16 protein-coding genes and 3 tRNA genes are annotated in these 18,232 nt (G+C 37.8%); 10 read left to right on the top strand and 9 right to left on the bottom strand.

All coding sequences use genetic code 11. The features are described from left to right. Positions 1-16 precede the first annotated feature (16 nt). Together ffh and cysS are read right to left on the bottom strand one after the other, a co-directional pair. Entirely contained in the window at positions 17-1,711 is a 1,695-nt protein-coding gene (gene ffh, locus Q0X59_RS03510; RefSeq protein WP_297643207.1) for a signal recognition particle protein, read from the bottom strand. Between the two features lie 18 nt (positions 1,712-1,729). Beyond that, the gene (gene cysS / locus Q0X59_RS03505; RefSeq protein ID WP_297643245.1) at positions 1,730-3,343 is read right to left on the bottom strand and encodes a cysteine--tRNA ligase; all 1,614 of its coding nucleotides are present in this window, start codon (positions 3,341-3,343) and stop codon (positions 1,730-1,732) included. A gap of 198 nt (positions 3,344-3,541) precedes the next feature. Here cysS and Q0X59_RS03500 point away from each other — a divergent pair, with 198 nt between their 5' ends. The 7 genes from Q0X59_RS03500 to trmD all read left to right on the top strand — a co-directional run bounded on the left by Q0X59_RS03500 (position 3,542) and on the right by trmD (position 8,999). Beyond that, positions 3,542-4,879 (top strand): nicotinate phosphoribosyltransferase, encoded by a 1,338-nt coding sequence (locus Q0X59_RS03500; protein WP_075523031.1) that lies wholly within the window; start codon positions 3,542-3,544, stop codon positions 4,877-4,879. Positions 4,880-5,001: 122 nt separating this feature from the next. After that, entirely contained in the window at positions 5,002-5,391 is a 390-nt protein-coding gene (locus Q0X59_RS03495) for a DUF3039 domain-containing protein (protein ID WP_082266201.1), read from the top strand. Between the two features lie 30 nt (positions 5,392-5,421). Next, the gene (locus tag Q0X59_RS03490; protein WP_297643205.1) at positions 5,422-6,474 is read left to right on the top strand and encodes an endonuclease/exonuclease/phosphatase family protein; all 1,053 of its coding nucleotides are present in this window, start codon (positions 5,422-5,424) and stop codon (positions 6,472-6,474) included. A 124-nt stretch (positions 6,475-6,598) separates the two neighbouring features. Further along, positions 6,599-7,045 (top strand): 30S ribosomal protein S16, encoded by a 447-nt coding sequence (gene rpsP, locus Q0X59_RS03485; RefSeq protein WP_075523030.1) that lies wholly within the window; start codon positions 6,599-6,601, stop codon positions 7,043-7,045. A gap of 2 nt (positions 7,046-7,047) precedes the next feature. Further along, entirely contained in the window at positions 7,048-7,281 is a 234-nt protein-coding gene (locus Q0X59_RS03480) for an RNA-binding protein (RefSeq protein ID WP_296156591.1), read from the top strand. 27 nt (positions 7,282-7,308) lie between these two features. Then, positions 7,309-7,899, top strand: a complete 591-nt coding sequence (rimM, locus tag Q0X59_RS03475) for a ribosome maturation factor RimM (protein WP_075523028.1) — start codon at positions 7,309-7,311, stop codon at positions 7,897-7,899. A 218-nt stretch (positions 7,900-8,117) separates the two neighbouring features. Next, positions 8,118-8,999 (top strand): tRNA (guanosine(37)-N1)-methyltransferase TrmD, encoded by an 882-nt coding sequence (gene trmD / locus Q0X59_RS03470; protein ID WP_297643243.1) that lies wholly within the window; start codon positions 8,118-8,120, stop codon positions 8,997-8,999. 81 nt (positions 9,000-9,080) lie between these two features. Here trmD and rsmD read toward each other — a convergent pair whose 3' ends face one another. Continuing rightward, positions 9,081-9,668: a 16S rRNA (guanine(966)-N(2))-methyltransferase RsmD gene (gene rsmD / locus Q0X59_RS03465; protein WP_297643202.1), complete on the bottom strand. Its 588-nt coding sequence runs from the start codon at positions 9,666-9,668 to the stop codon at positions 9,081-9,083. Between the two features lie 118 nt (positions 9,669-9,786). Then, positions 9,787-10,743: a tRNA (guanine-N7)-methyltransferase gene (locus tag Q0X59_RS03460; RefSeq protein WP_297643241.1), complete on the bottom strand. Its 957-nt coding sequence runs from the start codon at positions 10,741-10,743 to the stop codon at positions 9,787-9,789. Between the two features lie 173 nt (positions 10,744-10,916). Here Q0X59_RS03460 and galE point away from each other — a divergent pair, with 173 nt between their 5' ends. Beyond that, complete coding sequence (galE, locus tag Q0X59_RS03455) at positions 10,917-11,927, top strand: UDP-glucose 4-epimerase GalE (protein ID WP_296156586.1); 1,011 nt, start codon at positions 10,917-10,919, stop codon at positions 11,925-11,927. Positions 11,928-12,158: 231 nt separating this feature from the next. On the opposite strand, the gene Q0X59_RS03450 is transcribed toward galE, so the two are convergent. The 5 genes from Q0X59_RS03450 to Q0X59_RS03430 form a co-directional block, all read right to left on the bottom strand. After that, positions 12,159-12,231 (bottom strand) — tRNA-Phe (locus Q0X59_RS03450). A gap of 42 nt (positions 12,232-12,273) precedes the next feature. Then, a tRNA-Asp gene (locus tag Q0X59_RS03445) sits at positions 12,274-12,347 on the bottom strand. Positions 12,348-12,590: 243 nt separating this feature from the next. Further along, positions 12,591-13,673 (bottom strand): DUF4190 domain-containing protein, encoded by a 1,083-nt coding sequence (locus Q0X59_RS03440; RefSeq protein WP_297643200.1) that lies wholly within the window; start codon positions 13,671-13,673, stop codon positions 12,591-12,593. A 174-nt stretch (positions 13,674-13,847) separates the two neighbouring features. Beyond that, positions 13,848-13,919: transfer RNA gene (locus tag Q0X59_RS03435), tRNA-Glu, on the bottom strand. A 115-nt stretch (positions 13,920-14,034) separates the two neighbouring features. Next, the gene (locus Q0X59_RS03430; protein ID WP_297643198.1) at positions 14,035-16,005 is read right to left on the bottom strand and encodes a DEAD/DEAH box helicase; all 1,971 of its coding nucleotides are present in this window, start codon (positions 16,003-16,005) and stop codon (positions 14,035-14,037) included. 192 nt (positions 16,006-16,197) lie between these two features. Here Q0X59_RS03430 and Q0X59_RS03425 point away from each other — a divergent pair, with 192 nt between their 5' ends. Continuing rightward, the gene (locus tag Q0X59_RS03425; RefSeq protein ID WP_075523023.1) at positions 16,198-16,617 is read left to right on the top strand and encodes an OsmC family protein; all 420 of its coding nucleotides are present in this window, start codon (positions 16,198-16,200) and stop codon (positions 16,615-16,617) included. A 112-nt stretch (positions 16,618-16,729) separates the two neighbouring features. Continuing rightward, entirely contained in the window at positions 16,730-17,980 is a 1,251-nt protein-coding gene (locus Q0X59_RS03420; RefSeq protein ID WP_297643195.1) for a glycosyltransferase, read from the top strand. The last annotated feature ends 252 nt before the right edge of the window (positions 17,981-18,232 follow it).

Here is an 18,232-nt window from a genome sequence, read left to right as displayed (position 1 = left end):
CACTACTAAATATCTTTTACTTCGATCCAAAAAGACCAGCTAATCCTTCGCCTAAGTTTGGCGGCAAATCAGGCATTTGAGGCAAATCAGATAAGTTATTCTGCCCTTGTGACGAAAGCAAATCTTTTAGACTTGAAGGAACATTCATCATATTAGGCTCAGAATCCACATTGTTATTATCGTAGGAATTTGCGGAATTATTATACGAGCCAGCTCCACTAAGTCGCGCGCGTAGTGCAATTTGTTCAGCTTCACGGCGCATAGGATTACCGGACTTAGAGCCCTTCTTCTTAGAATTCTTCTTATCTTTACGCTTTGATTTCTGGCTAGGCCCACCAAAACCAGGCATACCACCCATTCCTGGAGCACCTGCACCCATACGCTTCATAAACTTTGCTGCTTGCTCAAAACGTTGCAATAATGAATTAACAGCGCTAACAGTACAACCAGAACCTGCAGCAATACGCGCACGGCGAGAACCATCAATAATCTTAGGATTCCTACGTTCAAACGGAGTCATAGAACGTATAATCGCCTCAGTTTTATCTATTTCTCGATCATCAAATTGCTCAAGCTCTTTACGATGCTGAGCCATGCCTGGAATCATTGAAAGCAATTGCTTCATAGATCCAAGTTTTCTAACTTGCTGAAGTTGATCTAAAAAGTCATCAAATCCAAAAGTACCTTCAGAAATCTTAGATGCAGCTTTACGAGCTTCTTCCTCATCAAATTGCTTTTGCGCATGCTCTATAAGAGTGAGAATATCTCCCATATCTAATATGCGAGATGCCATGCGATCAGGATGGAAGATTTCAAAATCCTTCAAACTTTCACCAGTTGAAGCAAACAAAATTGGCTTACCTGTAACACTCGCTACAGATAATGCAGCTCCACCACGAGCATCGCCATCAAGCTTAGAAAGCACAACTCCAGTAAAATCAACACCTTCATTGAACGCTTGAGCTGTACGAACAGCATCTTGGCCAATCATTGCATCAATAACAAAAAGCACTTCTTGAGGATTAACAGCATCGCGAATATTACGAGCTTGCTGCATTAACGCATCATCTACGCCCAAACGACCTGCCGTATCAATGATCACAGTGTCATACATTTTATTTCGAGCAAATTCGATTGCGTCACTAGCAACTTTAACAGGATCTCCAACAGTTACTCCAGGGGCAGCTAAATTATCTCCACCAGTTTGCACACCTTTTTGCGGAGCATACACTGCAACTCCTGCACGCTCTGCTACTACTTGCAACTGTGTAACAGCGTTAGGACGTTGTAAATCAGCTGCAACAAGCAAAGGAGTATGACCAGAATCTTTAAGCCAATATCCAAGCTTTCCAGCCAAAGTAGTTTTACCAGCACCTTGTAAACCTGCAAGCATTATTACAGTAGGAGGATATTTTGCAAAATTCAAAGGTCTATCAACACCAGAACCGAGAACTTGCGTCAATTCATCATTTACAATACGAACTACTTGTTGTGCAGGATTTAGCGCGCGCGAAACTTCCTCACCAAGAGCACGTTCGCGAACACGAGCTGTAAAAGATCTAACTACTTCAAGAGCAACGTCTGCATCAAGTAATGCACGACGAATCTCACGAACAGTACCATCAATATCAGCATCAGAAAGTTTGCCTTTGCTACGCAAATTTTTAAATGCAGAAGAAAGTCGGTCTGTTAAAGAACTAAATATTGCCATAATCTCTTTATCCTATCATTACTTATTCAACAAATGCCACGAGCAACCTTGAGGAGTATCTTCTATTACAACTCCAGCAGCACTTAAAGAATCGCGAATAGCATCTGAAGTTGCAAAATCTTTAACGCTACGAGCTTTTGCGCGCGCTTCAAGCTGAGAGCAAATAAGCGAAGATAGCGCATTATGCTCAGCGCTATTGTTTTCACAAGTGTCATTTTTAGAAAAATTAGAAACCCATGGCTGAGCATAAGGATCTAATCCTAAAGTATCAAGCATCGCGCGAACGCTTAAAACTACATTTCTAAGAGATTCTTTAAAATCATCTCCGCTTCCTGAAATATTATTAAGCAAAGAATTACCTTTTCGAATCGTGCTAAAAATAGCCGCTTGAGCACCTGAAACGTTAATATCATCATTCATAGATTGCGTAAACTCTTCTGGTAACAAATCTGCGTTAATTGACGTAATCTCTTCACGAGAAGGTTGTTCACCAATAGCACGACCAGCACGCTCTAAGAAATTCATAATGCGATCATATGCAGATTTAGCTTCAACTAGCGCTTGATCAGACCACTCTAACATCGCACGATATTGCACAGAACCCAAAGCGTATCTAACAACCCAAGAGCTATTATTTGCTAAAACAGACGGAACAGAAAGTCCATTGCCTAAAGATTTAGACATTTTCTCGCCTTTAGCTGTAACCCAAGCAGAATGCATCCAAACATTAGCACTCTTCCAACCCGCTGCAGTTGTTTGAGCCATCTCATTCTCATGATGAGGGAATCTTAAATCCAAACCACCACCATGAATATCGAACTCATCTCCAAGATATCTGTGACTCATTGCAGAGCATTCAATATGCCATCCCGGTCTACCTACACCAAAAGGAGTTGACCATTTAGCATCACTTTGATCAAAATCGCACGGAGCTTTCCAAAGTGCAAAATCACGAGAATCATGTTTATCTTTAGACATATCAGCAGCATCAACAGGATTATATTTATCTTCTGAAATATTATCTACGCTAGGACCAAGAGCATCAGCAACCTGAGATGCATAATCACTTGCAAAAGTTTTATCTTGATTCTGATTTTGATGCGTAAGTTCACCATAATGTTCCCAACTTGGAACATCGAAATAAACATTTCCTGTAGGCTTTCCAGACTCATCTTTAATTACATAAGCATGTCCGCGCTCAATCAAACGCTCAATAAGCTCAATCATATCTGTAATATGACCAGTAGCTCTTGGCTCTACTGTAGGAGGTAATACTCCTAACATGTTATAAGCTTCGCTAAATTCTCTTTCGTAAATATATGCGCGTTCCCACCAGCGCTGACCAGCTTGAGTGGATTTTTTCATGATTTTATCGTCAATATCAGTCACATTTCTCACAAAAGTTACGTCATAACCCAAGCGAATCATCCAACGACGAATTATATCAAAAGCAATTGCAGCACGAATATGCCCAATATGTGGCGAACTTTGTACAGTTGCTCCACACACATACATACCTATATGGCCTGGTTTTATTGGCTTAAAATCAGAAACAGTATGCGATGCAGTGTTATAAAGTCGCATCCCAGATGCAGCTTTAGTTAAAGATTTGTGTCCCATATTATTAAGCATAGTTGCCATTATAAGTGTTCATTCATACTGAATATTTAAGCCCATAATATGAAATCAAAAAATAACTAAAAAGCGAGTGCATAGACTTAGATATATGATAATTTCAAAGCATAAAAATTCATTAGCTATACAGAATGTTCGCGAGTAATGCACTGCATTTGTTAGTTGACGATTCATTAGTTTTATGAAAGGAACATTATGTCTGAATTTTCATCTGCGCTTATGACAGATATGTATGAATATACAATGCTTGATGCTGCATTGCACGATGGCACAGCTAATAGAAAATGCGTATTTGAAATTTTTACTAGACATCTTCCTGAAGGACGCCGCTATGGAGTAGTTGCAGGCACTGGACGCATACTTGAGCAATTAAGGAACTTCCACCTTCGTGAAGAAGATTTGAAATTCCTTTCAGATCGTCACATAGTAAGTAAAGAAACTATTTCTTGGCTTGAAAACTACAAGTTTAGTGGAAAAATTTCAGGATATCGCGAAGGAGAAATGTTCTTCCCTAATTCTCCAATTTTGCAAGTTGAAGGCACTTTCGGTGAATGTACATTACTAGAAACACTACTTCTTTCTATATTGAATTATGATTGCGCTGTTGCATCTGCAGCAGCACGAATGGTTTGCGCATCTGCTGGAAGACCTTGCATGGATATGGGAGGAAGACGAACAAACGAATTTTCAGCAATTGCTGCATCAAGAGCTGCAATTATTGGAGGATTCAAAGGAACAGCAAACTTGTTAGCTGCTCAAATTTACGATTTGAAAGCTATTGGAACAGCAGCTCATTGTTTTACTTTAGTTCACGATAATGAACGCGATGCTTTCAAAGCACAGATTGCAACTCTTGGCACAGGAACTACTTTGCTTGTTGACACTTATAACATTGAAGAAGCTGTAAAGACTGCTGTAGAAGTTGCTGGAACGCAATTAGGCGGAGTTCGTATTGATTCTGGAGATTTGGGCGAGTTGGCAATGCGTGTGCGAAAACAGCTTGACAAATTAGGAGCAACAACAACGAAAATAACTGTTACAAATGATTTAGACGAATACGCTTTAGCTTCATTGCAAAATGCTCCAGTTGATTCTTATGGAATTGGCACAATGCTTGTTACAGGATCAGGCGCACCAACTTGCGCTATGGTTTACAAGTTGACTGAACGCGAAGGACAAAATGGAATTATGCATCCTGTTGCTAAGAAGTCTAAGAACAAAGCAACTGTTCCAGGTCGTAAATTAGCTTATCGATCTTATGATTTTTCTACTTCTAAAAATGGTATAGCTGACGCGGAGCACATTATTTCTGGATCTGAAGAATCTCTTAAAAACTTTAAACCTAAAGAAAATTGGGAGAATTTGCTAGTTGACTATATGATAGACGGTAAAGAAAATACCAAATACATTGGTCATGATGCAATTATGAACGCTCAAGAGCATTGCTCTAAAGCTTTAAGCCGATTGCCAATCTCTGCTCAAAGCTTAATGCGAGGAGATCCTGCTATCCCTACAGAAATTGATGTGCTTTAAATAAAACCTCTAACACAAATAAAATCTTGAGCAAAAATAAAACCTTTAGCACAATCTTTAAATAAAATTTAAGTAAAACTAGATTTATATATCTACTTGAAATATTTTAAGAAAGGAAGACCATGACCTACACAGAACAGTCTTATGAAGAACAGTCTTATGAAGAACAGTCAGACTCTTTAAATCTAAAGTCATCAATATATAAAACAAATGTATTTAATTCGAGTGAATCAGAGTCTTCACCAGATTCTGGATCTGGAACTTCAACTGCAATACTAGAGCGTCCAGATACTAAAGAAGATGCACGTTTAGACGATGGCTCAAATGCAGATCGTTTCGCTCACTACGTTGATAAACTTCAAGTACAAAAATCACTTCTTACAGGAAGACCAGTCGTAGCATTATGCGGAAAAGTGTGGGTTCCTAAGCAAAATCCAGAAAATTATCCTGTATGCCCTGAATGCAAAAAAATTTATGAACAACTAGGATCAATAAATCCTTTTAACATATAGAAAAACAAAAATATTCAGGAGCAGCGGAATATGGACTCACATCTCTTGTTATGCCAAATAACATGGGCAATACTTGCAATACTAGCTATATGGCAATTACTTAGATGGATTCCAGCAGGCACAGATAAACTTAATCCACTTCCATACGTGATTGCATTATTGCAACTTTCGTATATTCCGTTGCTCCTAATAGCAATAATTAGCGCAGCTTTCAATATGAAGCATGAGTGTATAGCGTCAATAATAATATTGCTTATTTCTTTTACTTCACATACTCCTTACGTATTTAAAAAGATTAAAAAAATTTTTCACTTCTTCTTTAAATCAAAATCAAATACATATAATCACGAATCAACTTATAATAAAAAAATTCGTATAATGACGTTAAATTGTCGTTATGGTCGCGCAAACGCAAAACAAATAGTTGAAATAGCAAAAGAAAATAATATTGACACACTTCTATTGCAAGAAGTGAACAAGCAGCTCATAAAAAAATTACATGATTTTCATATAGAAGATATCTTCTCAACACAACAATTAGGCGAGGAAAGCGAAAACGACAACGGCGGATTTAACGCAATTTTTACTAAATATTCTCCTCAAAGAACACTAGACAAAACAGTAAATATTGACGCGTCAAACGTACCTTTAGTAACAACAAAAATTGACGATATTACATTAAATTTTGCATCTGCTCATCCAAAATCCCCTATGAGAGGATGCGTATCGTGGAGCGAAGGAATAAGAATACTTTCTAAAATTCTAAAAACTTTTAGATTAGAAAATAGCAAAGTTATTACTATTATTGCAGGCGATTTCAACTCAACAATTGATCATCCTAGTTTTAGAAAATTATTGTCATCTGGTCTAAAAGACAGCGCAATTGAACTTGGCTGCAGACTTCGCACATGGCCTACATGGCTACGATGGCCGAATTTTACACTTGATCATATTCTTTTTAACGCTCATAATTGTTCATCTCATGCGCTATCACATAAGTCTATTGCTGTGAAAGGCACTGATCATTTGGCATATATTACTTGCATAAGTTTTAAGTTAAATCGTCCAAGCCGATATGCATAATAGAAAAGTTATTTGCGTATGTTGTAGCCCTCTTCACAACTACGTGAGGAACATAGTGAATTCTCGTAAGGAGTGCCCCACACCCTAACGAAATTTCACGACTTTAGATACAAGGAGAGCCATTTTGGCAACCAAGATTCGTCTTAAGCGACTGGGCAAGAAATTCTACGCCTACTACCGCATTGTGATTTCCGATTCACGCAACAAGCGTAACGGCAAGTCTATTGAAGAAATAGGCGTATATGATCCAAATAAGCAGCCATCGTTGATTCAGATTGACTCTGAGCGCGCACAGTACTGGCTTGGCGTTGGCGCACAACCAAGCGAACCAGTATTAAAGCTTCTGAAGATTACCGGTGACTGGCAGAAGTTCAAAGGTCTTGAAGGTGCAGAAGGCACATTAAAGACTTCTGAAGCTGGCCCAGATGCGCAAGCTCGAGTTGAAGCTGTTGAAGCTGAAGCACAAAAGCTTAAGGCTGCAAAGTCTGAAGCAGCTGCTAAGGCTCAAGCTGCAATTGAAGCTGCTGCAAATGAAGCAGAAGAAGCCAATACTGAGGAAAAGGCTGAGTAGTTATGTTGGCTCAAGCTGTGGAACATCTCATTAAAAATATCGTGGACTTTCCAGACGATGTTTCTGTACGCTCACTAGAAAATTCTCGCGGTGAATTATTGCGAGTTCGAGTGAACCCAGAAGACATCGGTCGTGTAATAGGTCGCGCAGGACGTACAGCTAATGCAATTCGTACTGTTATGCAAGCGTTAAGCGATCATAATGTGCGAGTTGATATTATGGATGTACGTAAGTGATTTAATCATACATAAGTGAGATTGAACGTGGCAGAAAACCAACGCGCATATGACGACCCTCAACAGGATTACAATAACCTGCTGAGGGTTTGTCGTATTGGTAAGGCTCAAGGTCTTAAAGGTGAAGTAACTGTACAAGTTTTCACAGATGAACCATATGAAAGATTTAAACCAGGAACTCACCTATATACTCAAGATGGATCGCGCGAACTAGTAGTTGAAAATGCTAGAACATTCAAAAACAGATGGATTCTGCTATTTGAAGAATCCTTAAATAGGAACGACGCTGAAGCATTGAATGGGTTGGAATTATATATTCCAGCTGAGAACGCAGAAAATCTTGCACAGCATAACGCTTGGTATATAAAGGATTTAGTTGGACTAGAAGCTAGATTATGCGAAAATAACCAGTTAGGGCAACCTGAACAAGTTATAGGAAAAGTTGTAGATGTTCTAGATGGTGCGCAATCTTTGCTAAAAATTCGACTTGTTAATCCTATTGATGAAGACAATAAAACTGCTCTTGTGCCGTTTGTTGAAGCGCTTGTACCAGAAATTGATATTAAGGATCAATACTTAACTATCAACCCTCCTGGAGGACTAATTCCCGGATTTTAATGGAAAATAATCCAATAAAATCCTTCAAATAAAAAGCATAGCTGTACCACTCAAAACAATGAGTCCAACATATAAAGCTCGTAAGAACAAACTAAACACAAGCTCGTAAGAACAAACTCAGCACAAAACAATTAGAACAAAGCAATTAGCACAAATTCCGTAAATTCTAATCAAACTAATACAAGCACTCTTAAGCTCAATTAAAACAGCAAATTATGATGAACATTGACATTATTTCCGTATTCCCAGAGTATTTCAATATGCTCAATTTAAGCTTGCTCGGAAAAGCACAAGATAAAGGCTTATTAAACATAAAAGCATATAACTTACGCGATTGGACGCATGATGTTCATCAATCAGTTGACGATACTCCTGTTGGCGGCGGAGCTGGAATGGTAATGAAACCAGAAGTATGGTCTGAATGCTTAGACGAGTTATTAGGCTTAAATGATTCCTCTAGTAAAATTACTAATGAAAACTCTAATAGTACATCTAATAAAATTACTAATGAAAACTTTACTAATACATCAATTAAAGAAAATAATTATCCTATACTAATATTCCCAAATCCTTGCGCACCACTTTTTAATCAAGTAAATGCAACAGAATTAAGCAGAGCAAATCATTTGATTTTTGGATGTGGAAGGTACGAAGGCTACGATGCAAGAATTCCTGATTATTACAAGTCATGCGGAATAGACGTTCGCGAATATTCTATTGGCGATTACGTACTTAACGGAGGCGAAGTAGCTGTAAGTGTAATGGTTGAAGCTATCACTCGCTTAATGCCTGGTTTTATGGGCAATCCTGAATCAATTGTAGAAGAATCCTACACGGGAGATGACGCGCTTCTAGAACATCGTCAATACACTCGTCCAACTACATGGAGAGGGTTAAGCGTGCCTGAAGTTCTTACATCTGGAAATCATGCGAAAGTCGATAGATTCAGAAGAGATGAAGCTTTAGAAAGAACTGACGCAATTCGTCCAGATTTAATCGAGAAATTAGATTGCACTTCTTTAGATAAAGCAGACAGGAAAACACTTATAAATCTTGGGTGGGAAGTATCTGGAAAGCATCCACGTAAGTTAAACGACTAAGATTTACTATAACTTGAACAAAACGCTTTTATTCAACACTTTCGTAAACGCGCTTTTATTAACGACTGTTAGAACACTCTTTTATTCAACACTACTAGATTGTATAAAAAGCACAGCAGTTTCACCGTAATGTCGATTGTCAAAAATTTCCCATCCTTGAGGAAGCTTAGGCAAAACACTTCTTGTGCTACGTTCAAGAACAATTAAAGTATCAGATTTAACACTTGCTACTCCATTGTCAATTATGCACTGTAACAATTTTTCGCAATCAGAAGTTTCATAAGCATAAGGAGGATCTATAAATATAAGCTGGAACGCTTCCCCTTTATAATCCCTCACAAATTGCTCTGCATTTCGACTGTCAACTTTCATTGAAAGACAATCATCCCAAAACGCAGATTCGCGTAGTAGTTTAGCTGTTTTACTAATAAGAGATGCAGCAGCAGAATTTGCTTCTACAGATACTAATTTGCAACTTCCGCGAGATAATGCTTCAATACCTAAAGCTCCTGTTCCTGCAAACAAATCGAGAACAGTAGCATTTTCAAGCACATTCCATGCATCAAGACGTGAAAATATAGCCTCTTTCGCACGATCTGTAGTAGGTCTTGTACACGATTTAGCAGACGATAATGGCATAGACTTGAATCGCCCAGAAATAACACGCATTCTTTACTTCCTACTCAACATCTCAGCAATATCAGCAATATAAGAAATCTCAGTAATCTCAGTAATCTCAACAACTATCACATTTAACGATAATAGCAGCTTAAACACTCATAAGAGCTTAAATACTCATATAAGTAATATCATGAATTACTCGACATGCTTCTAGTCCTTTACGCTCAAAATTCGTAAGAACTCTACCTTCAAATCTCTCCGATTCGCAAAAATCAGCATGAGGAAGTGCCTCAGCTTCATCTGCATTACCTTTACCTACATGTTCAATTGGCAAACTAACAGATTTATGTCCAATGTTCTTAAAATCAAGCCTATTATCCATCACTTCATGCACATGCAACGCATAATCTTCAATATCGGTTGCAATCCTCCAAAAGCCGCCTTTTGATAATGCTTTGTGAATATCTTGAGCTAGTTCATTCTGAACAATACGACGCTTATGATGCTTCATTTTCGGCCAAGGATCTGGAAAGAAAGTCCATATTTCACTAATCACATTAGAATCACAAGCCTTGAAAAAGTCAGGAGCATTAACTTGTGCGATTCTTAAATTCTTTAGACCTTTAGAGATTTTAGATTCATTGTTATAAGAAGAATTGTTAAAAGAATCATAAGTAGATTCTTTTAATGATTTATAAGACTCGCTAGAAGAACTAGAAGACTCGCTAGAAGACTCAGATTCGCACGAACTTTCACATTTAGAAGCAAGCAACATAGTATGCGCTACACCTGGATCATATACTTCTAACGCCAAAAAATTCGTATTAGGATTAGCGGATGCTGCAGAAACAATATTTTCGCCTTGACCAGAGCCAATTTCTACAACAAGTGGATTGCTATTCCCCCAATTTTTAGAAATCCACTCTCGATCAATTATGAGATTCTTTGTCAAGCGCAAAGAACCATTACCTTCAGAAACATCTAGTAAGTATTTAGAAGAATACGAATCTTTAGCGCGCTGCAACCTAGCATCTAATCGTGCAGATCTTCTAACAAAAGACAACACAGCACGATCTTTTGAAATCATGCTACTATTTTCTTGTTCTGCATCTTCATTATTCATAATCATCCAGACTCGTATTCTTCAAACCTGTTTAGCCATTTTTGTATTTTATTGTAGATTACAAAATATGTAAAATATTTTTACATATTGATGTATACTAAAAGTGCAAAACATAACAGATGTGAGCAAAAACGAACATTTTTGTTTCATCAGCATATCTAGAAAGGTCAATCATGACTGTTCTCGTTACAGGAGGATGCGGATACATCGGCGCACACGTTGTACACGCACTTCATAAAGCCAAGCAAGAAGTCGTCGTTGTGGACGATTTAAGCTACGGCAAACCAACACGCATTGAAGGTGCTCGACTTTACGGAATGGACATTGCAGCCCAAGGTTCAGGAGAGCGACTTGCAGAAATCATGCGTAGTGAGCATGTAGATGCAGTAATACACTTTGCAGCACGCAAACAAGTTGGCGAATCAATGGAAAAGCCACTTTGGTACTACGAGCAAAATCTCAATGGCATGTTAAACGTTCTAGAAGGAATGCGCCATAGCGATGCTAAAAAACTCGTATTTTCTTCTTCAGCAGCAACATATGGTGAACCACCTGTAGAGGTAGTTCCTGAAGACGTATCCCCTATGGTCCCAATCAATCCATATGGACAAACCAAACTCATTGGCGAATGGATGGCTCGCGCTTGTGAAAAGCCTTATGGAATACGCTTCTGCGCATTGCGTTACTTCAACGTAGCTGGATGCGGACCAGTTGAACTAGAAGATCCTGCAGTTTTGAATCTTATTCCTATGCTTTTAGAGCGATTGCAGCGCGGCAAAGCACCTGCTATTTTTGGCGATGACTATCCAACGCCAGATGGAACTTGCATTCGCGATTACATTCACGTTTCAGATTTAGCAGATGCTCATATTGCTGCATTAAGATATTTGGATCTAGATGAAAGAAAGTATGACGCATTCAACGTTGGAACAGGAACTGGAACTTCAGTGCGCGAAATCGTTGAAGAAGTACGTAGAGTGACAAAACTACCATTCAAAGAAGCAGTATTGCCACGCCGTGCTGGAGATCCTCCTCAATTGATTGGAAATCCAACTCGTATTAACGAAGAGATGAATTGGCACGCACAGTATAACGTTAAAGATATTGTTGAGTCTGCATGGAAAGCTTGGCAAGCAAATCCAGCACATCATATTGACGTTGAATCTTGGAAGCAATCCGATTGATTTTCTTCATAAGCTAAATGAATTAAATTAACTAAATTGAGCGATTAAGCGATTACTAATTAAATTAGTGATCGCTTAATTTTTTGCCTATGACCATTTTGGGAAATAACCCCCAAAATAACCCCCATTTTGCCTATAACATCATTTTTTAACTTATCAACAAACAATTAGACAGATAAATAAAACAAAAAAAAGCGCTGAAACAAAGTTTCTGCGCTAAATCACAAGTCGTGGCTCCGAGCGGGATCGATCCGCTGACCTAACGATTTTCAGTCGTTCGCTCTACCAACTGAGCTACAGAGCCATGATGAATAAAAAACCCGGAATAACCGGGCTTCCACCATCGCGACCCCGGCCGGACTTGAACCGGTGACCTCCGCCGTGACAGGGCGGCGCTCTAACCAACTGAGCTACGGGGCCATGGCTTGTTCGCTTGAACAGCCGAGTCACTATCTTACATGAATAACGAACAAATGCAAGTCAAAAATGAAAATCGGCGTGTCTTAGTGACAATTAAAGGATTTACGGCGTGTCGAAAAAGCTATTTGCGTCAAAAATAATATCAATATCGACATCAAACGATCTAAATCGACATCAATCAATCAATCAATGTAAACCAAGACCAGCCAAGATCAATCGACATCAGCATAAAAAATCTTTGTTCTAATCACTTGAACTATCAGAATTAGCATCCGATGAATTGGAATTATCTTGACTATCGGACGAATTTGAGTCAGAAGAAGAGTCAGACGAAGAAGAAGAATCAGAAGAAGAATCAGACGTTCCAGGATCAACGTAATCAGTGTATCCATCATCGTCTAAATCGTTATAATAATCATCTTTTCCATCTTCTCCAACTTTAATATACGCATGCTCAGGGTAATAATACTTTGAAGTTTGAGCATCGAGATGATTAGCTAAACCGTTAATCGCTAGTATAACAATTAAAATACTAACTACAATTGCAATCCAAGCTCTTACTCTTCCACGCTCACCAGTCTTTCTGATTTGGCTTAATGCAATCACAGATAAAATAAATCCTACAACCGGGAAGAAGAATGCAAGAATAAGACCCCAAAAAGCACATTTATTAAGTTCATCGCTTTTCTCGACTGGCTTAGGATTTGAATCATTATGCGTAATTTCGTCACTTGCAGATGAAGAATATGAATCACCCCAAAGATCAGGCCATTGTTTTACATCTGTTTTTTGAGAATTATAAGAATTATTATATGCGTACGAAGATTGAGACGAATTATTTGCATTATAGCTACCCGGAACAGCGCGTGAAACAGGAGAAAAAGCTTGAGGATTATGATTTGAATAAGAAGGAGATTTAGCTTCTGTAGCGGAAGGCTGATTGGAGAATCTTTGAGCTTGAGGAGCCTGCCATGCCTGTTGATTTTGATTATATTGATTATAACCGTATTGCTGCTGATTAACCTGCTGCTGATTAACCTGCTGCTGATTTAATTGCTGCCTGTTAGCTTGCGTCTGATTAGACGAATACTGCTGATTTTGATTATATTGAGGATTTTGTTGACTAAAATAAGGCTGATTATATTGGCTAGGCTGAGAAGATCGATTATATTGCGATTGATTGTAAGAGTTTTGATTATAAGAGTTCTGATTTGCAGAAAACGATGCATTGCCATTATTCGCTAAATTCTGAGCATTATTCGCATTTTGATAATTATTGTTATCAGAACTACTAGAATTTTCGTATTGATCATTTCTCACAGACATTTCAGCCTCCTTACTCACTTTTAACTACATTCTAATTGTGTTTATAGGACAATTAACACTTCAATATAAAACATACGTAAAAACGGTGGCTATTCCAAAAATCGCACTATCCCCAAAAATCACATAATTCGAGATATGAAAAAACGCCACTTACAAAAGTGACGTTTTAATTTGTACCCCCTAAGAGAGTCGAACTCTTGTTGTCAGATTGAAAGTCTGGTGTCCTAACCGTTAGACGAAGGGGGCCTTTAACCAAACCATATGATATTAACACTTTGACTATGCATCTGCAAATATCGGCGTGTCGGCAAAGTTTAGAATTTTAAAAGCTTTTAATAAGTTTCCGTAAACTTAATAAATATCATTCATTCCCTTCACTCTTGCTGTGCGAACGCTCATGCATGCGTCCGCGATATCTACCGCGTCCGCGAGATCTACCTCCCCTTGACTTTCGCTTGTCTTGGCTAGGCTCAGGCATACTCCAACCTTCTTGCAACTGCGCTGCATCTCCAACAATCTCATCAAGAATTGGAGAAGATTGATTCACATCTTGAGTTTGAGCATGAATACCTGCACGGCGAAGCATTATATGCGCAGAACGCTTCTGATTTGGAAGCACAAGAGTTACAACATCGCCTTCTTCGCCTGCACGAGCAGTACGACCAGAACGATGTAAGAATGATTTAGGATCTTCAGGAGGCTCTGTTTGTACAACAAGTGCAACATCACTAATGTCAATACCTCTAGCAGCAACATCAGTTGCAACTAAAACTCGCACTAAGCCTTGCGCGAAAACAGCAAGATGTCTATCACGCTGACTTTGCGAAAGATTACCTTGCAAATCCACTGCTGGAATACCCTGTTGCACAAATTTCTTCGCCATATTCTTAGCTTGACACTTTGTACGAGTAAAGAATATTGAGCGCTTTTTACCAGACGCAAGCTTTCGCAAAACTTCATACTTATCCCCTGAAGATACTGCAAAAACATGATGCGTCATAGTATCAACCTGACTATCAGCATCGTCAAGCGCATGAACAACAGCATTCGGCAAGAATTTATTCACAAGAGTAGCAACTTGTTTATCTAAAGTAGCAGAGAACAACATACGCTGACCATCTGGTTTAACCTGCTCTAAAAGTCTAGTAACAGCAGGAAGGAAACCCATATCTGCCATTTCATCCGCTTCATCAAGCACACTGACTATTACTTTTTCAAGGCTAAGAGCACCTTGACGTAGCAAATCCTCCAAACGCCCAGGGCAAGCAAGCACAATTTGAGCTCCTTGTTTAAGCTGAGATATTTGACGCTGATACCTAACTCCACCGTAAACAGTAACCGTGCGCATACCATAAGCTGCAGCAAGGGGTGCAACAACATCGTCAATTTGATGAACAAGCTCACGAGTAGGAGCTAAAATAAGCGCACGCGGAGAAGGCAAATCCTCATTTTTACGATTCTTAGATTTTTTATCAGAGTTAATTAAATCAACAAAATTTTCTGCTAAACGAGAAACTAGCGGAATCGCAAATGCTAAAGTTTTACCACTACCAGTTCTACCACGCCCGAGAATATTTTTGCCTTTTAAAGAATCAGGTAAAGTAGCTTGCTGAATTGGAAACGCATTTATTTTCCCATCTGCACGCAAAACATCAACAATAGAAGATGGAACTCCAAGTTGCTCGAAAGTTACATCATCTTTATAACTTTCACGAGATTCAATTGCACAATCTGGAATTATTACAGAATTTTTCTTGGGATTAACAGAAGAATTATTATGGTTATCGAAAGATCTCATACTTGAATCGGAAGACTTACGAGATAAAGACTTACGAGATAAAGACTTATTTCTATCCGATGAAGACTTAATATTATGCAATGAAGACTTACTGCTATCTAATGGTTCTAATGAAGACTTATTTGCAAAATCTTGTTCTGCTTCACGAATAGCCATTTCTTCGTATTGTAAAGCTTTTTCACGCAATCTTTCACGTAATTTATCTGCTTTACGATTACGACTTTTACGAGAATTCAGCTCGTGATTTTTATTATTTGCCTTATTGTTTGCCTTATATTCAAAAGGATTTCGCTTTTTAGCGTTCTTTCTAGATTCCTTATTAACATTCTTGACTGCGATGCTATTAGCATTCTTAGCAACATTCTTAGCAGCATTTCTACCAACGTTTTTGCTAGTAGCATCAAACTCATTAACCTTATTGAAAGATGAGTTTCTAGAATTATTTGAATTATATTTTTTATTATTACGGCGACTTTTGTTAGTATTTTTAGCGCCGCTGTGCATTGAATGCGCAGCATAATGAGTGTGTGGCACAATAGCCTTTCATAATTATTTATACAGTGATTCAGTGATTACACGTAATTACTACAAATCTTGAACTAGACGAGATTAGCATACGGTGAGCACAATACGCATTAAACATTAAAGTGATAACATATACACATACAAATTATTTTGCAAACAAACAAAAAATCACAATGCACATCTAAAGCAAAGGAGCATAAAATGTCCAGAAGATTATGGGTAGAACGTAAAGACGATGGCACGTGGGAAGCATTAAGCGATGATGGAGCTAGATTAACTTTTGGCAAAGGGCAAGGAATGTTCAATCCGGTTGAGCTTATGCAAATAGCATTAGCTGGGTGCACTGCATTAAGCACTCAATACGCAATAGAACATGCTATTGGAGAAGACTCCTCCGCACGCGTAGTAGTAAGTGGCACATACGATGCAGACGAAGGAGCTTACAGCCAATTTAACGAAGATATAACAGTTGATGCAACAAGCGCGGATCATAAACTTACAGAAGAGGAAGTTATCGCATTAAAAGATAGAATGGAAAAACATATTAACAAAGGATGCACAGTCAAGCACACTCTCGAATCCTCTTCTCCTGTGAGAATTTCTGTAACAATCAAACATTAGGAAAATAAAAAATACAAAAAGATTGATTATTATTAAAAAATCAAAAATTCGTACAAAAATTTTGGAAAAACATAATATACTAGATATGTTGTTTATGTAATTGGAGGAAACTTTGAAAATAGCTATTTTTACTGAAACGTATCCACCATACATAAATGGCGTAGCAACACAATCATACATGTTGAAAAAAATGTATGAAGAAATGGGACATGAAGTACTAGTAGTAACTGTTGGATCTGAAAAGCAATATAAAACTAAGCTAGTTGACGGCGTAGTTTATGTTCCAGGTTTTATGCTTAAAAAACTTTATAAATATCGCGTTGCAATCCCAATTGGATACATGCGCAAAAAATTCCCTATCAATTTCAAACCTGATGTCATACATATCCAAAATGAATTTGGTATTGGTGAAATCGGTTTGGAAGTTGCTAAAAAAGAGCATATACCTGTTGTTTATACTCTTCACACAGAATACGATAAATTCTTGTTTTATATTGGACTAAAACATTTTACTGAGTTTTCAAAAAATATTTCTTCAAAATATTTCATGCGATTCTCCAAAAACGCCACAATTATTACAAGCATGTCTTCTAAGGCTCAAGCTTATATTGATCGCCAAAAAGTGAATAAAAAAGTTGTTGTTCTAAGCAATGCTGTTGAATATAAAAAATTCCTACCTACACCTGAACGACTTGCTTTCCGTGAAGAATTCCGTAAAAAATACGATATTTCAGATTCTACAAAATCATTTGTATTCGTTGGACGTATAGGCGCTGAGAAAAATATTCAAGAGCTTATTGATAATTTCATTTATTGTGATTTTCCTCGCGAAAAAGCTCGCTTATTCGTAATAGGCGGCGGACCAGATTTTCAATATTTGCGAGAATACGTTAAAGAAAAAGGATTTGAAGATAGAATTTATCTTTTAGGACCTATTGCGCATGACGATATTACTAAATATTTATACGCAATGGATTATTACACAACAGCTTCTCTTTCAGAAATGCATTCTCTTTCTATGCTTGAAGCAATGGCTTCTGGATTATTTGCACTTGTTAAACATGATCCGCCTAATGAAAATCAAATTATTAGCGGGAAAAATGGCTATCAATGGGATTCTAAAGAGGATTTCAAAGCTGTTTTCACTAAAGTCATAAATATGAATAAAGTTGAGCAAGATCAGCTTAAAGCAAATGTGCTTGAATATTCGAAAAACAATGATTTTAAGAAACAAGCTCAAGAGTTAATCGAAATATATAAGCAAGCTATTGAAATAAACAAAGCTGAACTCGAGAATAAAAAGTTAAAGCGCGAAGAACGACTGAAAAATCTAGGATTAGCTAATATTCTCAAAAACAGCTGAAAATTCTTTGCAACTTTGCAACTAGATTGCTGCTGAATTTGAAGTAAACGCATAAACTATGAATTTATTCACTAAAAGTAAATTAAGTATAGATTGTGTACTAGTGAGGTGTGGGAAATACTTAACGAACAATAAAAAGCGAAACGGTATTTAAAAAAAGTTACACCTAATCCAAACTCTTCACAAAACTAAAGTAAGCTAAAATCTAACTTTTACTACCACAAGCAACAACATTTGAGAATGCGTAAAAAG

Source organism: uncultured Gardnerella sp. (genome assembly GCF_947280595.1).
GTDB classification, from domain to species: Bacteria; Actinomycetota; Actinomycetes; order Actinomycetales; family Bifidobacteriaceae; genus Bifidobacterium; species Bifidobacterium vaginale_A.
Note: the sequence above shows the minus strand (reverse complement) of the source record. Positions and strands in the feature narration are given on the sequence as shown.